The 22,410-nt window shown below is 33.3% G+C and carries 21 protein-coding genes and 1 other RNA gene; 11 read left to right on the forward strand and 11 right to left on the reverse strand.

Annotated features, from left to right (window positions below; all coding sequences use genetic code 11):
• Window positions 1-3: 3 nt before the first annotated feature.
• From EOV51_RS08380 to EOV51_RS08390, 3 genes are all read right to left on the reverse strand, one after another.
• Window positions 4-891, reverse strand: a complete 888-nt coding sequence (locus tag EOV51_RS08380; protein ID WP_128151775.1) for a PPK2 family polyphosphate kinase — start codon at window positions 889-891, stop codon at window positions 4-6.
• Window positions 876-2,312: a glycogen synthase gene (locus EOV51_RS08385; protein WP_128151777.1), complete on the reverse strand. Its 1,437-nt coding sequence runs from the start codon at window positions 2,310-2,312 to the stop codon at window positions 876-878. Before EOV51_RS08385 ends, EOV51_RS08380 begins: the two co-directional genes overlap by 16 nt.
• A 97-nt stretch (window positions 2,313-2,409) precedes the next feature.
• Window positions 2,410-3,234 carry an SAM hydrolase/SAM-dependent halogenase family protein gene (locus EOV51_RS08390; RefSeq protein WP_128151779.1) on the reverse strand — a complete coding sequence of 275 codons (825 nt, stop codon included), beginning with the start codon at window positions 3,232-3,234 and terminating at the stop codon, window positions 2,410-2,412.
• A 65-nt stretch (window positions 3,235-3,299) separates the two neighbouring features.
• Here EOV51_RS08390 and EOV51_RS08395 point away from each other — a divergent pair, with 65 nt between their 5' ends.
• Together EOV51_RS08395 and EOV51_RS08400 are read left to right on the forward strand one after the other, a co-directional pair.
• Window positions 3,300-4,250: a PhoH family protein gene (locus EOV51_RS08395; RefSeq protein WP_128151781.1), complete on the forward strand. Its 951-nt coding sequence runs from the start codon at window positions 3,300-3,302 to the stop codon at window positions 4,248-4,250.
• Window positions 4,251-4,465: 215 nt separating this feature from the next.
• Complete coding sequence (locus EOV51_RS08400; protein ID WP_128151783.1) at window positions 4,466-5,026, forward strand: hypothetical protein; 561 nt, start codon at window positions 4,466-4,468, stop codon at window positions 5,024-5,026.
• On the opposite strand, the gene cmk is transcribed toward EOV51_RS08400, so the two are convergent.
• The 5 genes from cmk to rnpB all read right to left on the reverse strand — a co-directional run bounded on the left by cmk (window position 5,023) and on the right by rnpB (window position 9,680).
• Window positions 5,023-5,721 (reverse strand): (d)CMP kinase, encoded by a 699-nt coding sequence (gene cmk, locus EOV51_RS08405; protein WP_228427603.1) that lies wholly within the window; start codon window positions 5,719-5,721, stop codon window positions 5,023-5,025. The two genes, EOV51_RS08400 and cmk, sit on opposite strands and share 4 nt — an antisense overlap.
• An 11-nt stretch (window positions 5,722-5,732) precedes the next feature.
• Complete coding sequence (porQ, locus tag EOV51_RS08410) at window positions 5,733-6,740, reverse strand: type IX secretion system protein PorQ (RefSeq protein WP_128151785.1); 1,008 nt, start codon at window positions 6,738-6,740, stop codon at window positions 5,733-5,735.
• Between the two features lie 79 nt (window positions 6,741-6,819).
• On the reverse strand, window positions 6,820-8,211 hold the full coding sequence (locus EOV51_RS08415; protein ID WP_128151787.1) for a type III PLP-dependent enzyme domain-containing protein: 1,392 nt from the start codon (window positions 8,209-8,211) through the stop codon (window positions 6,820-6,822).
• A 248-nt stretch (window positions 8,212-8,459) separates the two neighbouring features.
• Window positions 8,460-9,329, reverse strand: coding sequence for a diaminopimelate epimerase (gene dapF / locus EOV51_RS08420; RefSeq protein WP_228427604.1), 870 nt, complete (start codon window positions 9,327-9,329; stop codon window positions 8,460-8,462).
• 34 nt (window positions 9,330-9,363) lie between these two features.
• Window positions 9,364-9,680: RNase P RNA component class A (gene rnpB, locus EOV51_RS08425), an RNA gene on the reverse strand.
• A gap of 77 nt (window positions 9,681-9,757) precedes the next feature.
• Between rnpB and truB the strand changes: the two genes are divergently transcribed.
• Complete coding sequence (gene truB / locus EOV51_RS08430) at window positions 9,758-10,462, forward strand: tRNA pseudouridine(55) synthase TruB (protein WP_128151791.1); 705 nt, start codon at window positions 9,758-9,760, stop codon at window positions 10,460-10,462.
• On the opposite strand, the gene EOV51_RS08435 is transcribed toward truB, so the two are convergent.
• Complete coding sequence (locus EOV51_RS08435; RefSeq protein WP_128151794.1) at window positions 10,459-11,238, reverse strand: DeoR/GlpR family DNA-binding transcription regulator; 780 nt, start codon at window positions 11,236-11,238, stop codon at window positions 10,459-10,461. The two genes, truB and EOV51_RS08435, sit on opposite strands and share 4 nt — an antisense overlap.
• 371 nt (window positions 11,239-11,609) lie before the next feature.
• Here EOV51_RS08435 and EOV51_RS08440 point away from each other — a divergent pair, with 371 nt between their 5' ends.
• From EOV51_RS08440 to EOV51_RS08475, 8 genes are all read left to right on the forward strand, one after another.
• Complete coding sequence (locus tag EOV51_RS08440) at window positions 11,610-12,446, forward strand: MIP/aquaporin family protein (RefSeq protein WP_128151796.1); 837 nt, start codon at window positions 11,610-11,612, stop codon at window positions 12,444-12,446.
• 67 nt (window positions 12,447-12,513) lie between these two features.
• The gene (fsa, locus tag EOV51_RS08445) at window positions 12,514-13,164 is read left to right on the forward strand and encodes a fructose-6-phosphate aldolase (RefSeq protein WP_128151798.1); all 651 of its coding nucleotides are present in this window, start codon (window positions 12,514-12,516) and stop codon (window positions 13,162-13,164) included.
• A gap of 36 nt (window positions 13,165-13,200) precedes the next feature.
• Entirely contained in the window at window positions 13,201-14,619 is a 1,419-nt protein-coding gene (locus EOV51_RS08450; protein WP_128151800.1) for a sn-glycerol-1-phosphate dehydrogenase, read from the forward strand.
• A 72-nt stretch (window positions 14,620-14,691) separates the two neighbouring features.
• Complete coding sequence (locus EOV51_RS08455) at window positions 14,692-15,555, forward strand: HAD-IIA family hydrolase (protein WP_128151802.1); 864 nt, start codon at window positions 14,692-14,694, stop codon at window positions 15,553-15,555.
• 5 nt (window positions 15,556-15,560) lie between these two features.
• Window positions 15,561-16,259: an L-ribulose-5-phosphate 4-epimerase gene (locus EOV51_RS08460; protein WP_128151804.1), complete on the forward strand. Its 699-nt coding sequence runs from the start codon at window positions 15,561-15,563 to the stop codon at window positions 16,257-16,259.
• Window positions 16,260-16,301: 42 nt separating this feature from the next.
• On the forward strand, window positions 16,302-17,972 hold the full coding sequence (locus tag EOV51_RS08465; RefSeq protein WP_128151806.1) for a ribulokinase: 1,671 nt from the start codon (window positions 16,302-16,304) through the stop codon (window positions 17,970-17,972).
• 90 nt (window positions 17,973-18,062) lie between these two features.
• Window positions 18,063-19,733 (forward strand): ribulokinase, encoded by a 1,671-nt coding sequence (locus tag EOV51_RS08470; RefSeq protein WP_128151808.1) that lies wholly within the window; start codon window positions 18,063-18,065, stop codon window positions 19,731-19,733.
• A 132-nt stretch (window positions 19,734-19,865) separates the two neighbouring features.
• Window positions 19,866-20,861, forward strand: a complete 996-nt coding sequence (locus tag EOV51_RS08475; RefSeq protein WP_128151810.1) for a ketose-bisphosphate aldolase — start codon at window positions 19,866-19,868, stop codon at window positions 20,859-20,861.
• A 75-nt stretch (window positions 20,862-20,936) separates the two neighbouring features.
• Here EOV51_RS08475 and EOV51_RS08480 read toward each other — a convergent pair whose 3' ends face one another.
• The gene (locus EOV51_RS08480; protein WP_128151812.1) at window positions 20,937-21,731 is read right to left on the reverse strand and encodes a triose-phosphate isomerase; all 795 of its coding nucleotides are present in this window, start codon (window positions 21,729-21,731) and stop codon (window positions 20,937-20,939) included.
• Window positions 21,732-21,760: 29 nt separating this feature from the next.
• Window positions 21,761-22,402, reverse strand: coding sequence for a dihydroxyacetone kinase subunit DhaL (gene dhaL, locus EOV51_RS08485; RefSeq protein WP_128151814.1), 642 nt, complete (start codon window positions 22,400-22,402; stop codon window positions 21,761-21,763).
• Between the last annotated feature and the right edge of the window lie 8 nt (window positions 22,403-22,410).

Genomic DNA, 22,410 nt, shown 5'->3' on the forward strand with positions numbered 1-22,410 from the left:
CTATTAATTTTTTTCATTTAATAATTCCTGATACGCATTTTTTAAAGCTTCTTCTTCAGAAGGATTAACTTTAGGGAATTTCGGATTCATTTTTTGTAAAGTTTCCTTAATAACAGTTGCCATAATAAGCTGTCCATACGATTTATTGTCACAAGGAATCACATACCAAGGACTCTGAGAGGTTGAAGTATTTTCCAATGCTGAAGTAAAGGCTTCCTGATATTTATCCCAGAACTTTCTTTCCTTTAAATCTGAAGAAGAAAATTTCCAGTTTTTTTCTTTATTTTCAATTCTTTTAATAAATCTTTTCTTTTGTTCCTCTTTACTGATATTAAGGAAAAATTTAATCACCTTAGTACCATTATTACACATATATTTTTCAAAATTTTTAATCTCTTTGTAACGAGTAGCAAAAAATTCGTCATTTATATCTTCAACGCTGCTAACAGAGGGCAAATTTTCATTTAAAATAAATTCAGGATGAACTTTACAAACAAGAACATTTTCATAATGAGAACGGTTAAATATTCCAATTTTACCTTTTTCAGGAAGTTTTAAGATATGTCTCCATAAATAATCATGCTCATATTCCAGTGATGAAGGTGTTTTAAATGCAGAAACCTCAACACCCTGAGGATTTACCCCTGTCATTATAGCCCTAATCGAACTATCTTTACCTGCAGCATCAATTCCTTGAAAAATAACAAGTAATGACTGTTTGTTTTCAGCATACAGAATATTCTGTAATTCATCTATTTGTTCAACAATTTTACTTAGTTCTTTTTTATTTGATTCTTTATCCTGAAACTTATCGGAAGCTTCAGTACCTATTTTTTTTATATTCAGCTTATCTCCTTCTTTTACAAGGAATTTTTCTATGTCAATTTCCATATTATTTTTTTGTTTTCAGTTAATTCTTTATATAAATTTATATATTGTTTTGCTTGGCTAAGCCATGAAAAATCAAGTTTCATCATCCTTTTTCTAAGGACGTGCAATAATCCTTTATCCTGAAAAATTTTTTCAGCTTTGGATATGGAAAATAAAATATCATCTAACGAAAAATAAGAAAATTTTATACCATAGCCGTCAGTATCTTCAAAATTTTTTACAGTGTCTTCAAGACCACCTTTATTGCTTACAATAGGGACAGTTCCATATTTTAAAGAATAAAGCTGCCCTAAACCACAAGGTTCTTCACGTGAAGGCATTAGATAAAAATCTGCACCGGCAAATACTTGATGAACTATGCTTTCCTCAAGGGAAGGAATAAAATATAGTCTTTCTTTATTGGATATGTTTAACAACTCTAAACTTCTGGTTATTTCGTAGCCACCTTTTCCCATAACTATAAAATTTGATTGTAGACCAGTATCAATAACCTTTTCAATCAGATTTTCAAGTACATCTCCACCTTTAGCATTATTCAATTTTCCGATAAAAGCAATTAATGGTTTTTTATCATCCAGATTAAATTGTTTACAGAGAGATTTTTTATTTAAAGTTTTGCCTTTCTCAACTTTATTTAGTGAATAATTTTCAAAAATCATAGGATCCGTTTCAGGATTCCAGATTGAATCATCAATTCCATTTAATAAGCCGATGCATTTATATCGGTTTATTTGAAAAATATATTCCAAACCATTTGAATCTAAACATAGTTGATCCATATAATTAGGTGAAACTGTTGTAACCTTATCTGCACAAGATATTCCGGAAGCCATTGAGTTAATCGAATTGTTCCATAAAATAAACTTTGTCTGAACCGGATCAAAGGAAGGAAGTTTATTTATTATCTCCAAAGGCATAATTCCTTGAAAAAAAGTATTATGAACCGTAAATACAACAGGAATATCTTTAAAACAATCGTAAGGCTGAGTATGTTTAATAAAAAATGGAATTAAACCGGTATTATGATCATGACAATGCAGGATATCAATTTTTCTGTTCCAGGTAATTAACCATTCTAATACACCTAATTGAAAAGCCAGAAATCGAATAGGATCATCATCATATCCATAAACATTTGGACGATCCAGCAGACTAGGTATATAAATAAAATATAAGTCATGATTTAAACTTACATTTTTATAGACCGAAAAACTTATCTTTTCTTCTTCTAAAAAAAAGCTTCCCTCATATACGGTGGTCAATTCTTCCGATTGTGTAAAACTATTATCGACAAAAGGAATAACAGTTTGAGTGTCTATATTATATTTTGACTGATATTTTGGTAATGCACCAATTACATCAGCTAGACCCCCGTTTTTAATAACCGGATAACATTCAGTACTAATATGTATAACCAGCATACCCTATTTATTCATACATTTATGCTAATATAGATAAAAAAATAATTAGAATTTAGATAACATAAACAATTTATAAATTTTTAACATTTATATAAATTTATGAAAAAACAATTCTGATATTTGTGCCAATATCAAGTCCCATTAAAGAACTTGCACCTCCTACAGTTCGTAAATTGCTTTTATACATAGATATTTGTAAATAATCTGAAGAATTGAAAATGGCCAGAGCTTTCCCGTGGTATCTGTTTTCTTCCGATTCAGCATCTAGGATATCCGTATATTTATTTACAATTTCAGTAAATTCAACATTTCTTGCAAATAAAGTAAATTTTCTGTTCTTTCCGAACTGTCTGAATTGTTCCTTAGAAATATTTGTAATAGCATTGCCATAATTGTCAATATAAATAACCATACCTGATAATGAAGAATCTTCACTTTTTTCTACAGGTTTAGGTTGAGTCAGTTTTTTATATTCAGCAATCTTTCTACCCACTAAATCTAGCGTTCCTCCTCTAGCCAGATGACAGGCAACAGGAACAAAAATATCTTTTATAAGAAAACGAATTTCCTCATATTTGTTAATTGTTATTTCTACCAATTGATCCGGTATGAACTCACTATCAAGCAATGAAAGTATTCCATTGTCATTACAGATAAAAAAGTGACCATTCATCTCCGCAGCAATAGGTTTAACAAAAGGAGAAGGCAAAGCATCAACACCTATAATATGTATGGTTCCTTCCGGAAAATCTTTATATGAGTTTTTTAGAATATAAGCGGTTTGAATAAGATCAAAAGGCATAATCTGATGAGATATATCCACTAAGGTAACCTCAGAAAGCTGACTATATACGGCCCCTTTAATTGAAGGCACATGAAAGTCGTCTAATCCAAAATCGGTTGTGAGTGTTATTATTCCCATATTTTTATCTCTAACACAAAGTTATTGCTTATTTTTGTTTTGTAAAATTTTAAAACCGGTAAAATTTGAATCAATTACAAATCATATTAGAAGGAGTAGATCTGAAAATATTCTATGGTGAGTATAATCAGAATTTTAAGTTATTAGTAAACCATTTTCCAAAATTGAAAATAACGGGAAGAGATCAAATAATTTCAGTTTCTGGAAGTGATGAAGATATCGCTATTTTTGAAAGAAAAGTTAAAGAAATTACAGATTATATTAATAAATATAATAAGTTAAATGACTTTGCTATGGAAGGAATATTAAACAGATCCGATTTAATTAAAATAGCTGATAATGAAGATGATGTAATTGTTCATGGAATAGGAGGTAAATTAATACGTGCTAAATCAGAAAATTTAAAGAAACTGGTAGATTTAGTTGATAAAAATGACATGGTTTTTGCTGTTGGCCCTGCCGGGACAGGAAAGACTTATACTAGCGTGGCACTTGCAGTAAGAGCTTTAAAAAATAAAGAAGTAAAAAGATTAATTCTTACTCGTCCGGCTGTAGAAGCAGGTGAAAGTCTGGGATTTCTTCCCGGAGATTTAAAAGAAAAATTAGATCCCTATCTTCAACCACTATATGATGCCCTTAAAGATATGATAAGCCACGAAAAGCTCGCATCATACCTTGATAAAGGTATCATTGAAATAGCACCTCTGGCATTTATGAGAGGAAGAACTCTGGACGATGCATTTGTTATATTAGATGAAGCTCAGAATACAACACATTTACAGATGAAAATGTTTTTAACTCGTATGGGAGAAAATGCAAAGTTTATCATTACTGGAGATCCGGGTCAAATAGATTTGCTTAAACAACAAAAATCAGGATTGAAAGAAGCTATAGTTTTACTAAAAAATGTTAAAGGTATAGGATTTATTAAGCTCACTGAAATGGATGTGGTAAGGCATAAACTCGTAAAGAAAATATTGGAAGCTTATCATAAGCAGGAAGAAATTAACGAATAAAAATAGTGTAAATAATAAATTTGATTTTTTACCTACATTAGGTAACAATTTTCACTTTCATCTGTATTGCCTAAAAATGATTTTTATTAAATAAAATAATAAAAATTACAACTCCCCTTTTATTAATCCATATAAGTAATTAAAAAAATAGTACACGTTATTTTAGTACTAATTTTAAAATATGATTATATTTAGTTTATATAAAAGCTAAAAAAATGGGAGAGTCTTTAAATGCAATTCGTAATCGGCCCCGTTTTAAAATTAAAACAACATTAACTCCGGAAGAGTTTACAGAGCAGTTAAAAAAATATAAGGAAAGCAGAATTTGTGAAGTGGAAAGTGAAGGGCAAAAATTTTCATTCAAAATAACTTCTCAGGAAACTTATATTGAAGTTTTAACTCCAGATGATCCTGTCTGGAAACCAAGACTGACTTTAAGGGCAGAAGAAGAACCCGGAGAATGTACGTATATTAGGGGGATATTTGGTCCAAGGCCGTCTGTCTGGACACTTTTTATGTTTTTATATATAGGTTTAGGAACAACATTAATAACTTTAGGATGTCTTTATTACTCTATGCATTTAGCAAAAAGTAAAAATGATGAAGATTTTAACTGGGTTGGAATTGCCTCAATATTTTGCATTATCGGTTTAATTATTACCTATGCTGCTGTTAAATTAGGACAAATTAAATCCAGAAAACAAATGCAGCAATTAAGGAAATTTGCTGAAAATGTTGTGCTTAAGTTTGAACAAGAAGAAGATATAAAAAATTAAATATTCAATTTTTCATGAATGATGTCTACAATTTTAGAATAAGTTTCTTGCTTACTTAATTCTGAATTGTCTATCAAATAAGCATCAAAAGCTTTTTTTAAGGGTGCAATGTCTCTGTTTTCATCAATAAAATCCCTTTGTTTTAGATTTTCAGTAACCTCTTCAAGAGTAATGGAGCTTTTTTTGTTTTGAAATTCTAAAAAGCGTCTTGCAGCCCGGACCTCAACACTGGCTGTAATAAAAAATTTTAGATCTGCGTTAGGAAAAACTACAGTTCCAATATCTCTTCCATCCATAACAATACCTCCAACATTACCTATTTTTCTTTGTTGATCAACTAAAAAAGTACGTATTTCGGCAACTTTAGCAACAGATGAAACCTGTTCGGAAACTTGCATATCACGAATTTCTGATTCAACATTCTTCTGATTCAGATAGGTTTCGTTTTCTTTTGTTTCCGGATTAAATTTGAAGTTTATCTGAATTAAATTTAAATGTTTAATTAATTCACTTACATCAATAGAGTTTCCTTTATAATAATTTTCAATACCATAAAGAGTTACCGCCCTGTACATGGCACCGGTATCAATATGTTTCCATCCAAATTCTTTAGCAAGCATTTTGGCGTAAGTACTCTTTCCTGTAGAAGAATAACCATCAATAGCAATAATATATTTGTCTATATCTTTTTTCATATTATAGTAAGTTACCAGTCGTATCTGGGAGCAAGTAAATTTTCTATGTCTATACGAAGACCAAAAGTATGAGTATTCCCAGCAGCATTGTACCTGCCCCAGGCATAATCTAAACGGAAATAAGAAAATTTTATTCCAAAACCAGCAGTAATACCAGCAAAGGATCTTTGATCAGCGATAGCTAATTCATTTCCTCTTTTAAAATTGTATCCTGCTCTTAAATTAAATCCAGCTTCAGGGAACAATTCTGCCCCTATAGAAACGTGATCTATAATTTTACGTCCAACTCCTACTTTCTGTCCATTTTTATCTGTAGGAGAAGATATATTGAATTTTTGTAAATCATGTAACGTAACGTTTAGTTCCAGAGGAATTCTTTCAAATCTCTGAGAAATTCCCAGATTAGCCTGAATAGGTAATTTTTCCCTTCTATCGTTATAATACGTTAATTGCTTACCAAAGTTACGCACTACGGCAGAAACGGTTGTGTAATAATCAATATCATGAAAAACAACTCCAATGTCAGCTAAAATAGCAGAAGAACTATATCTTTCAATTTTGCTGGTTACATAAGAAAGATTACCTCCAACTGTAAAAAAATCAGAAATTCGATAAGCATAGCCCAATGTTACAGCAGCATCGTTAGCGGAAAAATTTCCGGTTGCAATTCCTGATTCATCAGCTCCTTTTAAATCACCATAATCTATATATCTACCATGAACAGCAAAAAAATGTTCGCTTTCCTCTGGATTAAATACATAAGAAAGTGAGCCTGATTTTACTCCTGCTAAATATGAAGAATAATTAAGTCCGGCCTGATTATGCATGCGTTCGTTCATCATTGCAGGATTAAACATGGCCATATTAGGATCGTTATCCCATGACGAATTAGCATTACCACCTAAAGCAGATTGTCTTGCAGATACAGTCATATTCATAAATGTATAAATTTCCTCTCCCATCTGAGCATAAGAATATGAGTAGAAGCTAATAAATATGAATAAGGTTAATCTTTTCATTTATCTGATATAACTACAGAAATAATGCAGTATATAAGTTATAAACTAATTTTTTTTTAAGTTATTATTCATTAAAATATCAATATCCTAAAAGATTTAGAATTTCCTTATAAGTTTGCTCTTCTCGGAATACTTCATAGGTAAACTCTCCATCTTTATTTCTGTTTATAAGAATATGTTTCGGTTGAGGTACCAAGCAATGGTGAACACCACCAAAACCGCTGATAGCATCTTGATAAGCCCCTGTATTAAAGAAACCAATATATAATGGTTTATCTTCACTATAAATAGGAAGATATATGGCGTTAACATGTTGTTCAGAATTGTAATAATCATCACTATCACAAGTGAGCCCTCCAAGAAAAACTCTCTCATACGAATCTTCCCATCGGTTGACAGGGAGCATCAAAAATCTTCTCGAAATAGCCCAGGAGTCTGGAAGAGTGGTCATGAAAGAACTATTGATCATGTTCCATTTTTCTCTGTCATTCTGCCTTTTCTGGTTCAGTATTTTATAAACGATTCCACCGCTTTCACCGACTGTATAGGAACCGAATTCAGTATAAATAGTAGGTTCTTCAACACCTTCTTCCTCACAAAATTTCTTAATTTGATAAACAATTTCATTAATCATATAATAATAATCGTATTCAAAATTTAATGACGTTTTAATAGGAAAACCACCACCTATATTTAAAGAATCTACTTCCGGAGCAATTTTTTTCAAACGTGCATACACTCGTAGACATTTATACAATTCATTCCAGTAATACGAAGTATCTTTAATTCCCGTATTAATGAAAAAATGCAGCATTTTTAATCGCGCATGCGGATGATTTTGAATTTTTTGCGCATAAAAAGGAACAATATCTTTATAACCAATTCCTAAACGTGAAGTATAAAACTCAAATTTAGGTTCTTCTTCAGAAGCAATTCTGATTCCTACATTAAAATTAGTATCAATACTGTCTGAAAGAAGATCAAGTTCACGGAAATTATCTAATACAGGAATAATATGGGAAAATCCATTATTAATCATTTCAGAAATAATCTGCAAATATTCATCGGTTTTAAAACCATTACATATAACTTCTATATCTTGTGTAACCTTTCCTTTTTCATACATACGACGTATGATTTCCATGTCATTAGAAAAAGAAGTTTCTATGCTTATTTTATTTTTTAAAGCTTCATCCAGTATAAATGAAAAATGGCTGGATTTGGTGCAATAACAATATCGATAATCGTTTTTATAATCGTTCTCTTTGAAAGCCTTTTTAAACCAACGTTTAGTTTGTTGTATATTTTGTGATATCTTGGGGAGATATGTAAACTTAAAAGGAGTTCCGAATTTTTCAATTAGTTCCATTAAAGGGATTTCATGAAAGAATAAATTTCCATCTTCGACTTTGAACTCTGGCTGAGGAAAATCAAAAGTCTGCTGGATTAAATCATGGTATTTTATTTTCATTTTATAATTGCAAAAAAGTTCAAAGCACAAATATCTTTAAAAATATTAGTAAAATGGATAGTTTTTTGTTAAAATAAATCATAGCCTAAAAAAAAGTTTTTATCGCTTAAGTAATTGCGGGTTTCAGGCTTTTTACAAAATCCTTTCATACCTTTAATAAAGGCTGAAATCTTAAAAAACTAACCAGTTAATCTTGTTTTTACTATTAGAAACTATTCAGAAGATTATGATATAGAAAATAATAATAATTATAGAAGTAAATCCTGTATTAATTCCGGGTGAAATGTTCCTTCACAAATTTGTCTGACTTCACCCGTCATACGAACCTCCCAATTATTTTTAACCTCAAGTTTGAGTTCTCCTCCAAGCATTTTTATAGTCACATTGGTATCAATAAGATTCTTTTTTCTTAAAACACTCGCAACAGCACATGAAGAGCTACCGGATGCAAGAGTAAATCCGGCCCCTCTTTCCCATATTAAAATTTGAACCTCATTTCTGGATATTATTTTAGCAAACTGTACATTTATTCGATTGGGAAACATAAAATAATTTTCTATTTTCGGACCCCATTCTTTAATCTCTTCAACAACCAAATCGTCTTTAATAATTACGCAATGAGGGTTTCCCATAGAAACACAATTGATGGTGAAATTATGATTATCTATTGAAATAATTTTATCTTGAACTTCCTCATCTTTAAACTGAGTAGGAATTAAATGAGAAGTAAAAATAGCTTTTCCCATATCGACAGTTATTATTTTCGCTCTTTCGTTTTCAGTTTCAATAATATCAGCCGTTACAATTCCTCCTTTAGTTTCAACAGTAAATTGTTTTTTAGTAACAATATGATAATCGTAAACATATTTACAAAAAATTCGTAAACCATTTCCGCTTTTTTCAGCCTCTGAACCATCAGGGTTGTATATTTTTAAACCAATATCGGCTCGTGAAGATGATGTTTTTAATAAAATACCATCCGAACCAATACCGAAATTAACATTACATATTCGGGATATAGACTTTGGATTTAGTTCAAAGGATATAGCATTTTCATCCAGAACAATATATTCATTTCCTAGTCCGTGGGTTTTTACAAAGCTATTTAGATTCATCATGGGCAATTTTAGATACAATTCATTCATTGAAAATAAAAAAAGCAAATCAATAAGCCGGATTCTGTCAGTTTTCATTGCTGAAAAAAGCCCTGTTATTTATCTAGAATAAGAATTACTCCTTATTTCAAACTGCTTACCCCCCGGCATTGGACGGATAGCCCTTAATTCGCCGGTATACATAGCATTGCACCTCATAGAGTTTACCTGATTTCACTACAGCCGAACTGTACATTCTTTCTGTTGCACTGGTCCTCATCTTACGATGGACGGGCGTTACCCGCTATGATATCCTATGGTGTCCGGACTTTCCTCTTCTACCATTAAATAGAAGCAACAAGGTTGATTTGCTTTGTGCAAAAATACAACTATTTATAAATAATACTAAAAATGCAGCTTTATTTAATATATTTGCCCATATCATTAACTCTATGTATTCATTAGAAGAACTTCAGGAAGGCAAAATATTTTCAATTAATAAACCATTAGATTGGACTTCTTTCGATATTGTAAATAAAATAAAATGGAGAATCCGCAAACATTTTAATATAAAAAAAATTAAAGTAGGGCATGCAGGAACTTTGGATCCTAAGGCTACAGGCCTATTAATTGTGTGTGTAGGAAAGGCAACCAAGCAAATTCAGCAGATTCAGGATGCCTCAAAAATATATACGGGCACAATAAAATTAGGAGTTCAAACCCCATCGTACGATACAGAGACAGAGGAAATCAATTCAAAAAATTACGAATTTTTGACAGAAAAAATGATTAACAAAGCGGTTCATGAATTTATCGGAGAAGAAATTCAACAAATACCACCTGTTTTCTCAGCATTAAAAAAAGAGGGTAAACGACTGTATGAATTAGCCAGAAAAGGAGAGCAGGTAGACGTTCCTGCTAGAATGATTTCTATTTACGATTTTAAAATTACTCAAATAGCATTACCCTATGTAGACTTTGAAGTACATTGCAGTAAAGGAACTTATATTCGTTCTTTAGCCCACGATTTTGGAAATCAATTAGGTACTGGCGGATATCTTACATCTTTACATAGAGCAAAAATAGGTGAATATGAAGTTGAAAAGGCAGATAACTCCATAATTTTGAATGAAAATTTCTTTTCGACCGGCGTCTAACGGGCAATTACAACCTCAATGCCAAGATCTTCAAGTTTTTCAACGTCTTTGGAAGAAATGCCCTCATCTGTAATCAAGACATGTATTTTGTCCAGGTCTATAATTTTACCAAATCCACGTTTTCCTATTTTAGTTGAATCAGCCAAAACAATAATTTTTTCTGAATTATTAATCATAAGTTGATTCATTTTAGCTTCCATAGTGCTTGATGTAGATAATCCGAATTCATAATCTAATCCATCACCTCCAATGAAAAGCTTATTACAGGCATAGTTGCTAATCATTAGTTCTGCATACGGCCCCATTACAGATCCGGATTTGGTTCTTACGTCACCTCCCAGTTGTATCACATCAAAATTAGGATTTCCGTAAAGTAGCATTGCAGGTTTCAGAGAAGAAGTAAGAATGGTTAATTTTTCATAATTATTACTGATCACCTGAGCAATCATTTGTGTTGTCGTGCCCGATGAAATAATTATAAAATCATTATCTTCAATAAAGTTGAGCGCAGCTTTGGCTATTTTTGTTTTTTCTTCTACCTGTATAGTTTCTTTTTTGTTAATATGACGCTCTTCAACAATAAAAGATTCTCTTGTGGCTCCGCCGTGGGTTCGATATAATTTGCCTATTTTTTCCAGATGAGTTAAATCTTTCCGAATCGTAACAGCAGATACGTTTAGCTTTTTACAAAGTTCAGTTACGGAAACGTAATGATTTAAATTTAATTCATCTAATATTTCTTGTTGTCTTATATTGTTTATATTATTATTTTTCATTAATTATACTGTTCTTATTTTGTTTATAGGTTAAAGAGAAAAAATAAAAGCTTTTAGATTAACGCAAAATTATATATTTTATATCAATGAAAAAAATTAAAGTTATTTTTTCTTACATGAAAAATAAGTAAGCTTTCGAAATAGAAAATATGTTTTTTTGGTGTTAAATTATTGTTTATTAATGTTTTGTTTGTATTTTTGTATTATATGTTCGAAATTAAACACTTACGTAATTATGTCAACTGTCATGAAAAAAATTGCGATTTATCATTGTTTAGTTTCGATTTAGTAAATATATTTGTTGTGTCTAAAATTAAGTATTAATCATTTAATAAAAAAGAAAATTTAACTAAACCCAAAAATTTGAAATTATGGATCAAGTATTAACAACAAAATTCGTAGGGGAGCTTATAGGTTCCTTTTCACTAATAGCCTTCGGATGTGGAATAAACATGAATCTCAGTTTAAATAAAAGTTACGGAGCCGGAAATAAAGCTGCTTTGAGTGGGCCTCTTGCCTGGGGTTTCGCAGTTGCAATGTCTGTAATTATATCTTCACCTTTTAACAGTGGTGGTCATTTTAACCCTGCAGTGAGTTTAGGTCTGGCAGTAGCCGGATTATTCAATTGGGCTTATGTATTGCCATACGTAGTAGCTCAGTTTATAGGATGTTTTCTTGGAGCAATAACCGTTTGGTTCGTTTATCGTGGTCATTTTAAAGCCACTAAAGATCAGCCGGGTACTCTTTTAGGGGTATTTGCAACCAGCTCATCAATACGCGAGAATAATTCAGTAAACAATTTTAGTTCAGAGATGCTTGCAACATTTTTCCTTGTGCTAATAGTTTCATGTATGTCATCTCTACCTTTAGGTGCTGCAAGTGTAGGAGAAGCAGCCGGAACCGTTGGTTTTGGAGCTATCGGAGCATTGCCTGCTGGTTTCATGATATTTACCATAGGTATGGCATTTGGTGGGATTACAGGATGGTCTTTAAATCCAGCCAGAGATTTGATGCCTCGTTTGGCGCATCAGATTTTGCCAATTGAAGGTAAAGGAGGAAGTGATTGGGGCTATGGATTTTTGTATGCTTCAATAGCTCCGCTTATCGGAGCATCTATCGCTGGAGTTTTGTATGGCGTTATCGGTGGATATTTTGATGAATCCATCCGTGAATTCGTTATCAGCACATTTTCACTAACTAATTTTTAGATATAAAAAGATTACCTGATAAGTAATCGTATAAAATAAAATTATAAACCTATAAGTATTTAATCAGATGAAATTTTTTATTGACACAGCAGACTTAGAGCAAATAAAAAAAGCTCAGGAATTAGGGGTATTAGATGGTGTAACAACTAATCCTTCAATTATGGCTAAAGTAGGAATTACAGGGAAAGAAAATATTCATGCGCATTATAAAGCAATATGCGAGATAGTAGACGGTGATGTAAGCGCAGAAGTATTATCCACAGATTATGAAGGAATGATTAGGGAAGGTGAAGAATTGGCTAAAATTGATAATCAGATTACGGTTAAAATTCCCATGATTTATGATGGAATAAGAGCTATTAAATATTTTTCAGGAAAAGGTATTAAAACGAATTGTACGCTGGTATTTTCAGCTGGACAAGCAATCCTTGCAGCTAAAGCAGGAGCAACTTACGTTTCTCCTTTTATAGGTCGTCTGGATGATATATCAACCGATGGATTGAATCTCATAGAAGACATACGAACTATCTATGATAATTATGGCTATAGAACTGAAATACTTGCTGCATCAGTGCGATCTCCTATGCATATTATCAATTGTGCGAAAATAGGAGCGGACGTAATAACAGCTCCATTAGCTCCAATAGTAGGGTTATTAAAGCACCCTTTAACCGATAATGGACTAGCACAATTTATAGAAGACGCCAAAAAACTTTAATAGACCTTTAAATATATTAACCTTAAAAAAAACAAAATGTCAAAAGAAAGTATAGCCTCAGCCCTGAAGCAGGCAACCGAAACTAAGTTTTTAGAAATTGGCTCAGATATAATTAATAAAGTTCCTGAAATATTTGCTGCACAGTTTCCAGGAAAAAAGGCCATAGTGATAGCAGATCCTAATACTTATAAAGTAGCGGGTGAAAAAGTCCACAAAGCTCTAAAAGAAGCTGGTTTAGAAGGAGAGGAGCCTTATATATTAGATGATCCTAATTTATATGCAGACTATGTGTTTGTAGAAAAAATAAGAGATTATCTGAAAGATAAAGATGTAACGCCAGTAGCCGTAGGTTCAGGAGTAATAAACGACTTGGCAAAAAGAGCAAGTTCAGAACTTAAAAGGTCTTATATGTGTGTAGCAACAGCTGCATCTATGGATGGTTATTCCTCTGCAGGAGCTTCCATAACTAACAAAGGGGCTAAAATTACTCATGCTTGTGAAGCACCAAAAGCTTTGCTTGCGGATATTGATATTATTGCAGATGCTCCACCATTAATGACTGCTTCAGGATATGCAGATTTATACGCTAAAGTTGTTTCCGGTGCAGATTGGTTATTAGCAGCAGAATTGGCAGATCCACAAAATCCTAAAAAAGGAATTGAACCCATGACCAGTGCATGGAATATAGTACAGGATGGATTAGCTGAAGCATTACAAGATCCGGAAGGAGCTAAAAAGGGAGAGCATAAAGCAATCGAATTATTAACTGAAGGTTTAATGTTAGGAGGTTTTGCAATGCAATCTATGGAATCGTGGGGCGCAGGAGTAAGTAGACCTGCCTCTGGATCTGAACATCAGTTCAGTCATTTATGGGATATGGAACATCATACTTTCAAAGGTGAAATGGCAAAAAAATTCGGTTTATATCCCAATCAGGATGAACAAGCTCCTTCTCATGGGTTTAAAGTTGGTATAGGTACGTTGGCAATTACGGCCATGTATGAACTGATGTTAAAAACTCCTGTAGAAGAATTGGATATTGATGCTGCAGTAGAAAAATGGCCTTCGCTGGAAGAGCAGTTAAAAGAGATAGATGAAATGTTTGGAGGTTCGGACATTCATCCTTTTGCTACAACTCAGACTACAGATAAATATGTATCCAAAGAAGAATTAAAAGAACAGCTGACTAAAATCAAAAATAACTGGCCTGCGTTAAAAGAAAGTATTAGGAAACAAGTAATACCTTATAATGAAACTAAAAAACGCTTGGCAGCTGTAGGAGCACCAGTTGAGCCCGAAGAAATAGGAATAGACAGAAACAGGCTTAGAGAAAGTTTCTATAGAGCGCATAAAATAAGGAGCAGATATACAATTCTTGATTTTGCTTACAGAGCCGGATATTTTGACCAATGGGTAAATGAATTATTCGGTGAAAACGGAGTTTTAAAAGGTTAATATTTTAAAGTAAACCGCATCCCGTAATTTAAACAATTACGGATGTGGTTTAAATAAAGTCCAGATTATCAAATGAAAAATTATATAACAGATATAAAACAATTAACTCCCGAATTACAGGAAAAAATAAAAAAACTAAAACATGTTGCTTTGGATATGGATGGTACCATTTATAACGGAACAACACTTTTTCCTTATACGATAAGTTTTTTGGAAAGATTAAAAAAAATAGGAGTCAGTCATTCTTTTCTTACCAATAATCCATCAAGAAGTATTTCGGATTACTTAAAAAAACTTGAAAAATTAGGTATACCTGCAACAGAAGAAGAAATGTATTCTTCAGCTGTAGCTACAATTGATTACCTTAAAAATGAACATCCGGAAGTAAAAAAACTTTTCATTCTGGGAACTCCCAGTATGGTAGAACAATTTGAAAATTCAGGCTATATATCCACCTCAGATTCAGCGGAAGACGTGCCAGATGCCTTAGTCGTGGCCTTTGACATGACTTTAACCTACGATAGATTATGCAGGGCTGCCTGGTGGGCTAAACAAGGTGTACTCTATGTAGCAACTAATCCGGATAGGGTATGTCCAACCGATCAACCTAATGTATTAGTGGATTGTGCCTCTATTTATGCTTGTATCGAAACAGCTACAGGCAGAACTCCTGATTTGGTTTTAGGAAAACCTCAAAAAGAGATGTTAGACGGGATCTTGAATAGTAAAAAGTTGAAACCTGAGCAGATAGCTATGGTAGGAGATCGAATTTATACCGATATGATGATGGCTCACAATGCAGGAGCATTTGGAGTCTTGGTTCTGACAGGAGAGGCAACTTTGGAAGACGCACAAAATGCAGAACCTGAATTGGATCTAATTGTACCTAGTATTGAAGTACTTGGAGAATTAATTGAATACACCAGAGATAAATAAATAAAATGGGAAAATATAGTTATATAAAAGAAGAAGCTTACGAAGGAAACCTTAAATTACCAAAATTAAATTTAGTATTATTTACTTGGGGAAACGTAAGTGCAGCAGATCATAATGAAGGAGTTTTTGCCATAAAACCTAGTGGAGTACCCTATGAAAAATTAACTATTGAAAGTATGGTAATCGTAGATTTTGAAGGAAATGTGGTTGAAGGCAAATTAAAACCATCATCCGATACTCCTACGCATGCCGTATTGTATAAGCATTGGAAAGATGTAAATGGAATAGCTCATACACATAGTACCTATGCTACTTCCTGGGCTCAGGCTCAATTAGATATTCCGATTTTCGGGACTACGCATGCAGATCATAACACCTCAGATATACCTTGTGCTCCTCCAATGAGTGATGAAATGATAGAAGGTAACTATGAATATCAGACAGGATTTCAAATTCTGGACATATTGAAAAACAAAGGACTTAAACATCAGGAGATGGAAATGGTTCTAGTGGGAAACCATGCACCTTTTACATGGGGAGAATCTGCAGAAAAAGCAGTATATAATAGTGCCGTGTTGGAAAATGTTGCGAAAATGGCCTATCTAACCAGACAGATTAATCCTGAATCTCCAAGATTAAAAGACGCTCTCATTAACAAGCACTACGACAGAAAGCATGGTTATCATGCTTATTACGGACAATAAGATCCGATACAATACAAAAATAAAACTAAACAAATCAAAAAAATGGAATTATCAGATAATTTAGTGATAGGGATAGATTATGGTTCAGATTCAGCAAGAGCGATGCTTATGGATGCAGAAACAGGAAATGAACTAGCTCTTTCAGTTAAAGAATATCCCCGGTGGAAACAAGGATTATATTGCGATGCGGTGAATTACCAGTTTAGGCAACATCCTTTAGATTATATAGAAGTACTTGAGTTTATTGTAAATGACGTAATAAATAAAGTTCCAGGCTCTAAAAATAAGGTAAAAGCCTTATCCATAGATGTGACCTGTTCCACACCCATAGTTGTTGATAAAGAAGGAACACCACTTGCTTTAAGAAATGATTTCTCAGAAAATCCGAACGGAATGTTTATTCTCTGGAAAGATCACACAGGAATCAAAGACTGTGATGACATTAATGAGTTTTCAAAAAAATGGCATATTGATTATACACGTTATGCCGGAGGAGGAGGAAACTACTCGGCAGAACATTTTTGGGCAAAATGCCTCCATGTTTTCCGGACTGATGCTCAGGTAAAAGAAGTAGGTCATTCTTTCGTAGATGCATGTGATTGGCTTTCCAATGTTGTAGTGGGAATAAATAAGCCCGAAGAATTAAAAAGAAATATATGCACCGCTGGATTTAAGGTGCTTTGGAATAAAGAGTGGGGAGGATACCCGCCAAATGAATTCTTTAAATCTTTGGATCCTGCATTGGATGGTATTGTAGATACATTTTCAAAAGATGTGTACACTTGCGTTGAAACTATAGGTACACTAACAGAAGAATGGGCGGAAAGGCTAGGACTTACAACTCATGTTAAAGTTACTGCCGGAAATATAGATGCTCACGCAGGAGGTATTGGTGCCGGAGTTAAAAACAAAGCGATTGTACAAATTATAGGCACTTCAACCTGTGATATAATAGTAGGGCCAAAAAAATCTGATAATCAGTTGATTCCCGGAATTTCAGGACAGGCAGATGATTCCGTAATACCGGGAATGGTAGGATATGAAGCAGGTCAATCTGTGTATGGAGATTATTATGCCTGGTTTAAAAAAGTTTTAATGTGGCCCTTACGTGAAATTTTTGCTAAAACAGAATCAATAGATGAAGCTACAAAGCAAAAAGTAATCCAGGAAGTATATGACAAGATGATTCCTGAACTAGCCCGTCAGGCAAAAGCAATTCCGGCAAAAGACAGTCACATTATAGCAACAGACTGGATAAACGGAAGACGTACTCCCGATGTAGATTATACATTAAAAGGAACAATTACAGGTATAACACTTTCCAGTTCGGCACCTTTACTATATAAGTCTATTGTTGAAGCTACAGCTTATGGATCTCGTGCTATTGTAGAACAATTTATAACCAATGGAATTGAAATTGAAGAAATCATAGCTGTAGGAGGTATTTCTCAAAAATCTCCCTATGTAATGCAGGTGCTCTCAGATGTTTTAGGTATGCCAATAAAAGTAATTGCAACGAGAGAAGCTTGTGCGTTGGGAGTTGCCATGTGTGCAGCTGTAGCAGCCGGAATTTACAATCGTTTGGAAGATGCTCAGGAGAAAATGGGAATGGGTATTTCAACAATTTACTATCCAGATGAAGAAAACCATAAGCATTATAATAATGAATATAAAAAATACAGACAACTTGAAAAGGTGAAAGAATTAACATAATAACTATACTGATGAAAAGCGGCAGGTAGTTATCAAACAAACTATATTAGTTGCTTTTTAAGCACAAAAATAGAAACTAAAATAACAAAAATGGAATTATCAAATAATTTAGTAATCGGTTTGGACTATGGTACTGATTCAGGGAGGGCAATTCTTATGGATGCCGAAACCGGAAAAGAATTAGCATTATCTATAAAAGAATATCCAAGATGGAAAAAGGGAATGTATTGCAATGCAGTGAAATCTCAATTCAGACAACATCCTAAAGATTATATTGAAGTATTAGAGTTTATAGTTAAAGATGTTTTAAATAGAGTTCCCGGTGCAGCCAGCAAAGTAAAAGCTATAAGTGTTGATATAACAGGTTCCACACCTGTAGCCGTTGATAAGGAAGGGACACCCTTATCTCTGCTTCCGGAATTTGAAGAAAATCCCGATGCTATGTTTGTACTCTGGAAAGATCACACAGGACAAAAAGACAACGATTATTTGAATAGTTTTTCTAAAAAATGGCATATTGACTATACAAAATCTGCAGGTTGTGGAGATTATTCAACCGAGCATTTCTGGACCAAAGCATTGCATATATTTAAAAAGCCTGAAATTCGTCAAAAAGCTCATTCTTTTGTAGAAGCAAGTGACTGGCTTCCTGCAGTATTATGTGGTAATACCCGACCGGAAGATATGAAGAGAGGAATGGGAATTGCCGGTTCAAGAGTAATGTGGAATAAAGAATGGGGTGGATATCCGCCTAATGAATTTTTCAAAGCTATGGATCCTGCTTTAGACGGTTTAGTAGATACATTTCATAAAGAAGCATATACCTGTGATCAACCAGCGGGAACTATTACGGAAGAGTGGGCTGATAAGTTAGGGTTACCCAAGTCGGTTTTGATTGCTGTAGGTAATTTAGACTGCCATGCAGGAGCTATCGGTGCAGGTGTAAAAGATAAAGCAATGGTTGAAATTGTAGGTACTTCGACATGTGCTATAACTGTTGGACCTAAAAGTTCCGGAAATAAGTTAGTTCCCGGTATACCCCAACAAGCCGATGATATTATTTTACCAGGTATGGTAGGCTATGAAGCAGGTCAATCAGCATTTGGAGATTTATATGCCTGGTTTAAAAAGCTCTTAATGTGGCCTCTGGATAATATTATGCTAAAGTCTAATATCAGTGATCCCGAAACTCGTCAGAAATTAAGAGATGAGGTATATGCTGAAATGATACCTAATCTGGCCAGACAGGCAAAAGTTATTCCGCCTAAAGATAGCCATATCATAGCTACAGACTGGATAAACGGAAGACGTTCACCTAATGTGGATTATGATTTAAAGGGAACTATAACAGGGTTAGCACTATCAAGTGTTGCTCCCCTGGTATATAAATCTTTAGTTGAAGCTACGGCTTATGGAGCGAGAAATATTATTGATCGTTTTGTAAATAATGGAGTTGAATTAAAGGAAATTATTGCTGTTGGAGGAATTTCTCAAAAATCACCTTATGTGATGCAGGTAATGGCTGACGTTATAGGTATGCCTATAAAAGTAATTGCAACAAGAGAAGCATGTGCTTTAGGAGTAGCCATGTGTGCAGCTGTTGTCGCCGGAGTGTATGAATCTGTACAGGAAGCTCAGGAAAAAATGGGAATGGAAATATCAACCATATATTATCCTAATCAGGAACACCATGAACATTACAATATTGAATTCCAGAAATACTTACAATTAGAAAAAGTAAAAGATTTAACACCTTATTAAAATATTCAATCTATTATATATAAACGTGTGAAAACAAAAAACCATCATTTATAATGTTGGTTTTTTGTTTTAAAAACAGAGAAAAAATTTAAATAGTAATGATTAAATAAACAAACCTTAAAAACAGAGATAATGATAAACTATAAAAATTTAGGCGTTATAAATACGCGTCAAATGTTGTCAAAAGCTTTGGCAGGTGGCTATGCAGTTCCTGGATTTAATTTTTCCCATTTAGAGCAAGCTCAGGCAATCATTCAGGCGATTGTTGAAACCAGATCTCCGCTAATATTACAGATTTTAAAAAGTGATAGAGAATATATCGGTGCTAAATTAGTTCCCAACATGGTTCAGGGTCTGGTAAAATATGCAATGGATTTAGGGCTGGAATCACCTCAAATCGCAATGCATTTGGATCATGGAGACTCTTTCGAGTTATGTAAAAATTGTATAGATGATGGTTTTTCTTCAGTAATGATTGACGGTTCTCATTTACCTTTCGAAAAAAATATAGAGTTAACTCAAAAAGTTACGGAATATGCGCATAAATATGATGTAACGGTAGAAGGTGAATTAGGAGTAATAGCAGGAGCTGAAGGGTATTTAAATTCAAAACTTTCATTATACACAGAGCCGGATGATGTTATAGATTTTGTCAGAAGAACAGGTTGTGATTCATTAGCTATTTCTATAGGAACGGCTCACGGTTCGTTTAAATTTACTGCAGAGCAATGTGTCAAAAATGAAAACGGAATACTGGAACCTCCTCCATTAGCATTTTCAGTCTTAGAAGAGATTGAAAAAAAGCTGACCGGTTTTCCCATAGTACTTCATGGTTCATCCACAGTTCCGCAAGAAAAAGTAAAATTAATTAACAAATACGGAGGGAAACTAAACGATGCTGTGGGAATTCCGGAAAATCAACTTAAAAAAGCATCTAAACAAGCGGTTTGTAAAATAAACATAGATTCTGATAGTAGGTTAACAATGACGGCAACTTTACGAGAATTTTTTGAACAAAAGCCTCAGGAATACGATCCTAGATTATACTTGGCTAAAGCAAGAGAAGATATGAAAGCAGTTTATATTCATTTAATTAAAGATGTATTAGGCTCAGCAAACAAGTTGTAGTAATAAACATGAAAATTTAAAACAAGCTTGATATGTTGCCATGTACCAAGCTTGTTTTAAATTTTTCGTTCAAGTTTATTTTTTTGAATAAAATAAAGGGATAACATTTCTGATAATGGTGTTAAAATTATTAGCATCCCACGCACTTCTACCAATAAAAAGACCATCAATGTCTGGCATTTGAATTAAATCATTTGCATTTTCTAAGTTAACACTTCCACCATAAAGGATAGGTATAGATTTTCCCTTATCAGAACCGAAAAGTTCTTTTAAAGTATCCCTAATAATTGAATGTTTTTCAGCGGCATATTCTTTAGTCGCTGGAATTCCGTTTACACCAATAGCCCAAACGGGTTCGTATGCAATCCATAAATTAGTAATTTGCTCTTCCTTAATTCCATGTAAACCTATTTTTAATTGAATTCTTAATATTTCATTGCTAGTATGAAAATTTTTTTGTTCCAAAGTTTCTCCAATGCATAAAAGAGCCTTAAAAGAATGATTTAAAGCACTTAAAACTTTTTTATTAATCTCCTGATCTGTTTCCTTTAAAATATGTCTTCTTTCCGAATGTCCGATCTCAATTAAGTTAACACCCACTTCTTTCAGCATCAGAGGCGAAATTTCACCGGTAAACTGTCCTTCATCTTCCCAGTTCATATTTTGGGCACCAATCAGAATTTTATCTTCAGGGACACAGTTTCTTGCATTAGCTAAAGCTGTGAAAGAAGGAATTACAAATAATTCCAGTTTTTCCCTGCCTATATCTGAAGTAAGTTGATTCAGTTCTCTCAAAAAACTTTCTGTCTGCGATATATTTTTATACATTTTTGTATTGGTACCTAAATATATCTTTTTTTGTTCTGTCATGTTTGTGGATGATTTTTAATTAATTTTTATTAATCATTTTCAATAAATTCACGCATAGATTTAAATATTATCCATACTGATGTTGCTCCAGCATCCTGATAACCAATAGCCCTTTCCATCAGTGATTTTGCCCGACCATATTTGGCTATATAATTTTTTGTATTTTCAACACCTTCCTGAGCCGCTGATTCAGCTAGTTTAAACATCTCTAAAAGATTGTTATCCTCGTACGATTTCATTGCTTTTACAGCAGGTTCAAGAGCATCCACCATGGTTTTATCACCAACTTCGGCTTTCCCTCTTTCTTTAATTGCCTGTAAGCCTTTGTCAAACATTTCTGTCACATCACGGGTATTTAGTTCTTCTTTAGGAGAAACATTTTTAGCTCCTGCAAGAAATAAGCTTCCAAAAATGACTCCGGAAGCTCCCCCCATAGACATCAGCATGGTTTTACCGGTTAAACTGAAAACATCGTACACATTAGAAGTTTCTTCATAGGCCATTAATTTCTCTTTTGCTTTTTTTAATCCTCCCGACATGCCGATACCATGATCCCCATCTCCAATCTTACTATCAATTTCAGTTAATAATGGCTTACTATCAATAATCTCATTAGCAACATATATAAGCATTTCTTTAGCTTTTTTTGTATTTATAACATTTAACGACATAGTATAAA

The organism is Apibacter raozihei, from assembly GCF_004014855.1.
Taxonomy (GTDB): domain Bacteria; phylum Bacteroidota; class Bacteroidia; order Flavobacteriales; family Weeksellaceae; genus Apibacter; species Apibacter raozihei.

Bases quoted from the DNA above. Each gene is read 5' to 3' on its own strand.
- EOV51_RS08380 (WP_128151775.1), bottom strand. From the start codon at position 891: ATGGAAATTGACATAGAAAAATTCCTTGTAAAAGAAGGAGATAAGCTG.
- EOV51_RS08385 (WP_128151777.1), bottom strand. From the start codon at position 2,312: ATGCTGGTTATACATATTAGTACTGAATGTTATCCGGTTATTAAAAAC.
- EOV51_RS08390 (WP_128151779.1), bottom strand. From the start codon at position 3,234: ATGGGAATAATAACACTCACAACCGATTTTGGATTAGACGACTTTCAT.
- EOV51_RS08400 (WP_128151783.1), top strand. From the start codon at position 4,466: ATGGGAGAGTCTTTAAATGCAATTCGTAATCGGCCCCGTTTTAAAATT.
- cmk (WP_228427603.1), bottom strand. From the start codon at position 5,721: ATGAAAAAAGATATAGACAAATATATTATTGCTATTGATGGTTATTCT.
- porQ (WP_128151785.1), bottom strand. From the start codon at position 6,740: ATGAAAAGATTAACCTTATTCATATTTATTAGCTTCTACTCATATTCT.
- EOV51_RS08415 (WP_128151787.1), bottom strand. From the start codon at position 8,211: ATGAAAATAAAATACCATGATTTAATCCAGCAGACTTTTGATTTTCCT.
- dapF (WP_228427604.1), bottom strand. From the start codon at position 9,329: ATGATGAATCTAAATAGCTTTGTAAAAACCCACGGACTAGGAAATGAA.
- truB (WP_128151791.1), top strand. From the start codon at position 9,758: ATGTATTCATTAGAAGAACTTCAGGAAGGCAAAATATTTTCAATTAAT.
- EOV51_RS08435 (WP_128151794.1), bottom strand. From the start codon at position 11,238: ATGAAAAATAATAATATAAACAATATAAGACAACAAGAAATATTAGAT.
- EOV51_RS08440 (WP_128151796.1), top strand. From the start codon at position 11,610: ATGGATCAAGTATTAACAACAAAATTCGTAGGGGAGCTTATAGGTTCC.
- fsa (WP_128151798.1), top strand. From the start codon at position 12,514: ATGAAATTTTTTATTGACACAGCAGACTTAGAGCAAATAAAAAAAGCT.
- EOV51_RS08450 (WP_128151800.1), top strand. From the start codon at position 13,201: ATGTCAAAAGAAAGTATAGCCTCAGCCCTGAAGCAGGCAACCGAAACT.
- EOV51_RS08455 (WP_128151802.1), top strand. From the start codon at position 14,692: ATGAAAAATTATATAACAGATATAAAACAATTAACTCCCGAATTACAG.
- EOV51_RS08460 (WP_128151804.1), top strand. From the start codon at position 15,561: ATGGGAAAATATAGTTATATAAAAGAAGAAGCTTACGAAGGAAACCTT.
- EOV51_RS08465 (WP_128151806.1), top strand. From the start codon at position 16,302: ATGGAATTATCAGATAATTTAGTGATAGGGATAGATTATGGTTCAGAT.
- EOV51_RS08470 (WP_128151808.1), top strand. From the start codon at position 18,063: ATGGAATTATCAAATAATTTAGTAATCGGTTTGGACTATGGTACTGAT.
- EOV51_RS08475 (WP_128151810.1), top strand. From the start codon at position 19,866: ATGATAAACTATAAAAATTTAGGCGTTATAAATACGCGTCAAATGTTG.
- EOV51_RS08480 (WP_128151812.1), bottom strand. From the start codon at position 21,731: ATGACAGAACAAAAAAAGATATATTTAGGTACCAATACAAAAATGTAT.
- dhaL (WP_128151814.1), bottom strand. From the start codon at position 22,402: ATGTCGTTAAATGTTATAAATACAAAAAAAGCTAAAGAAATGCTTATA.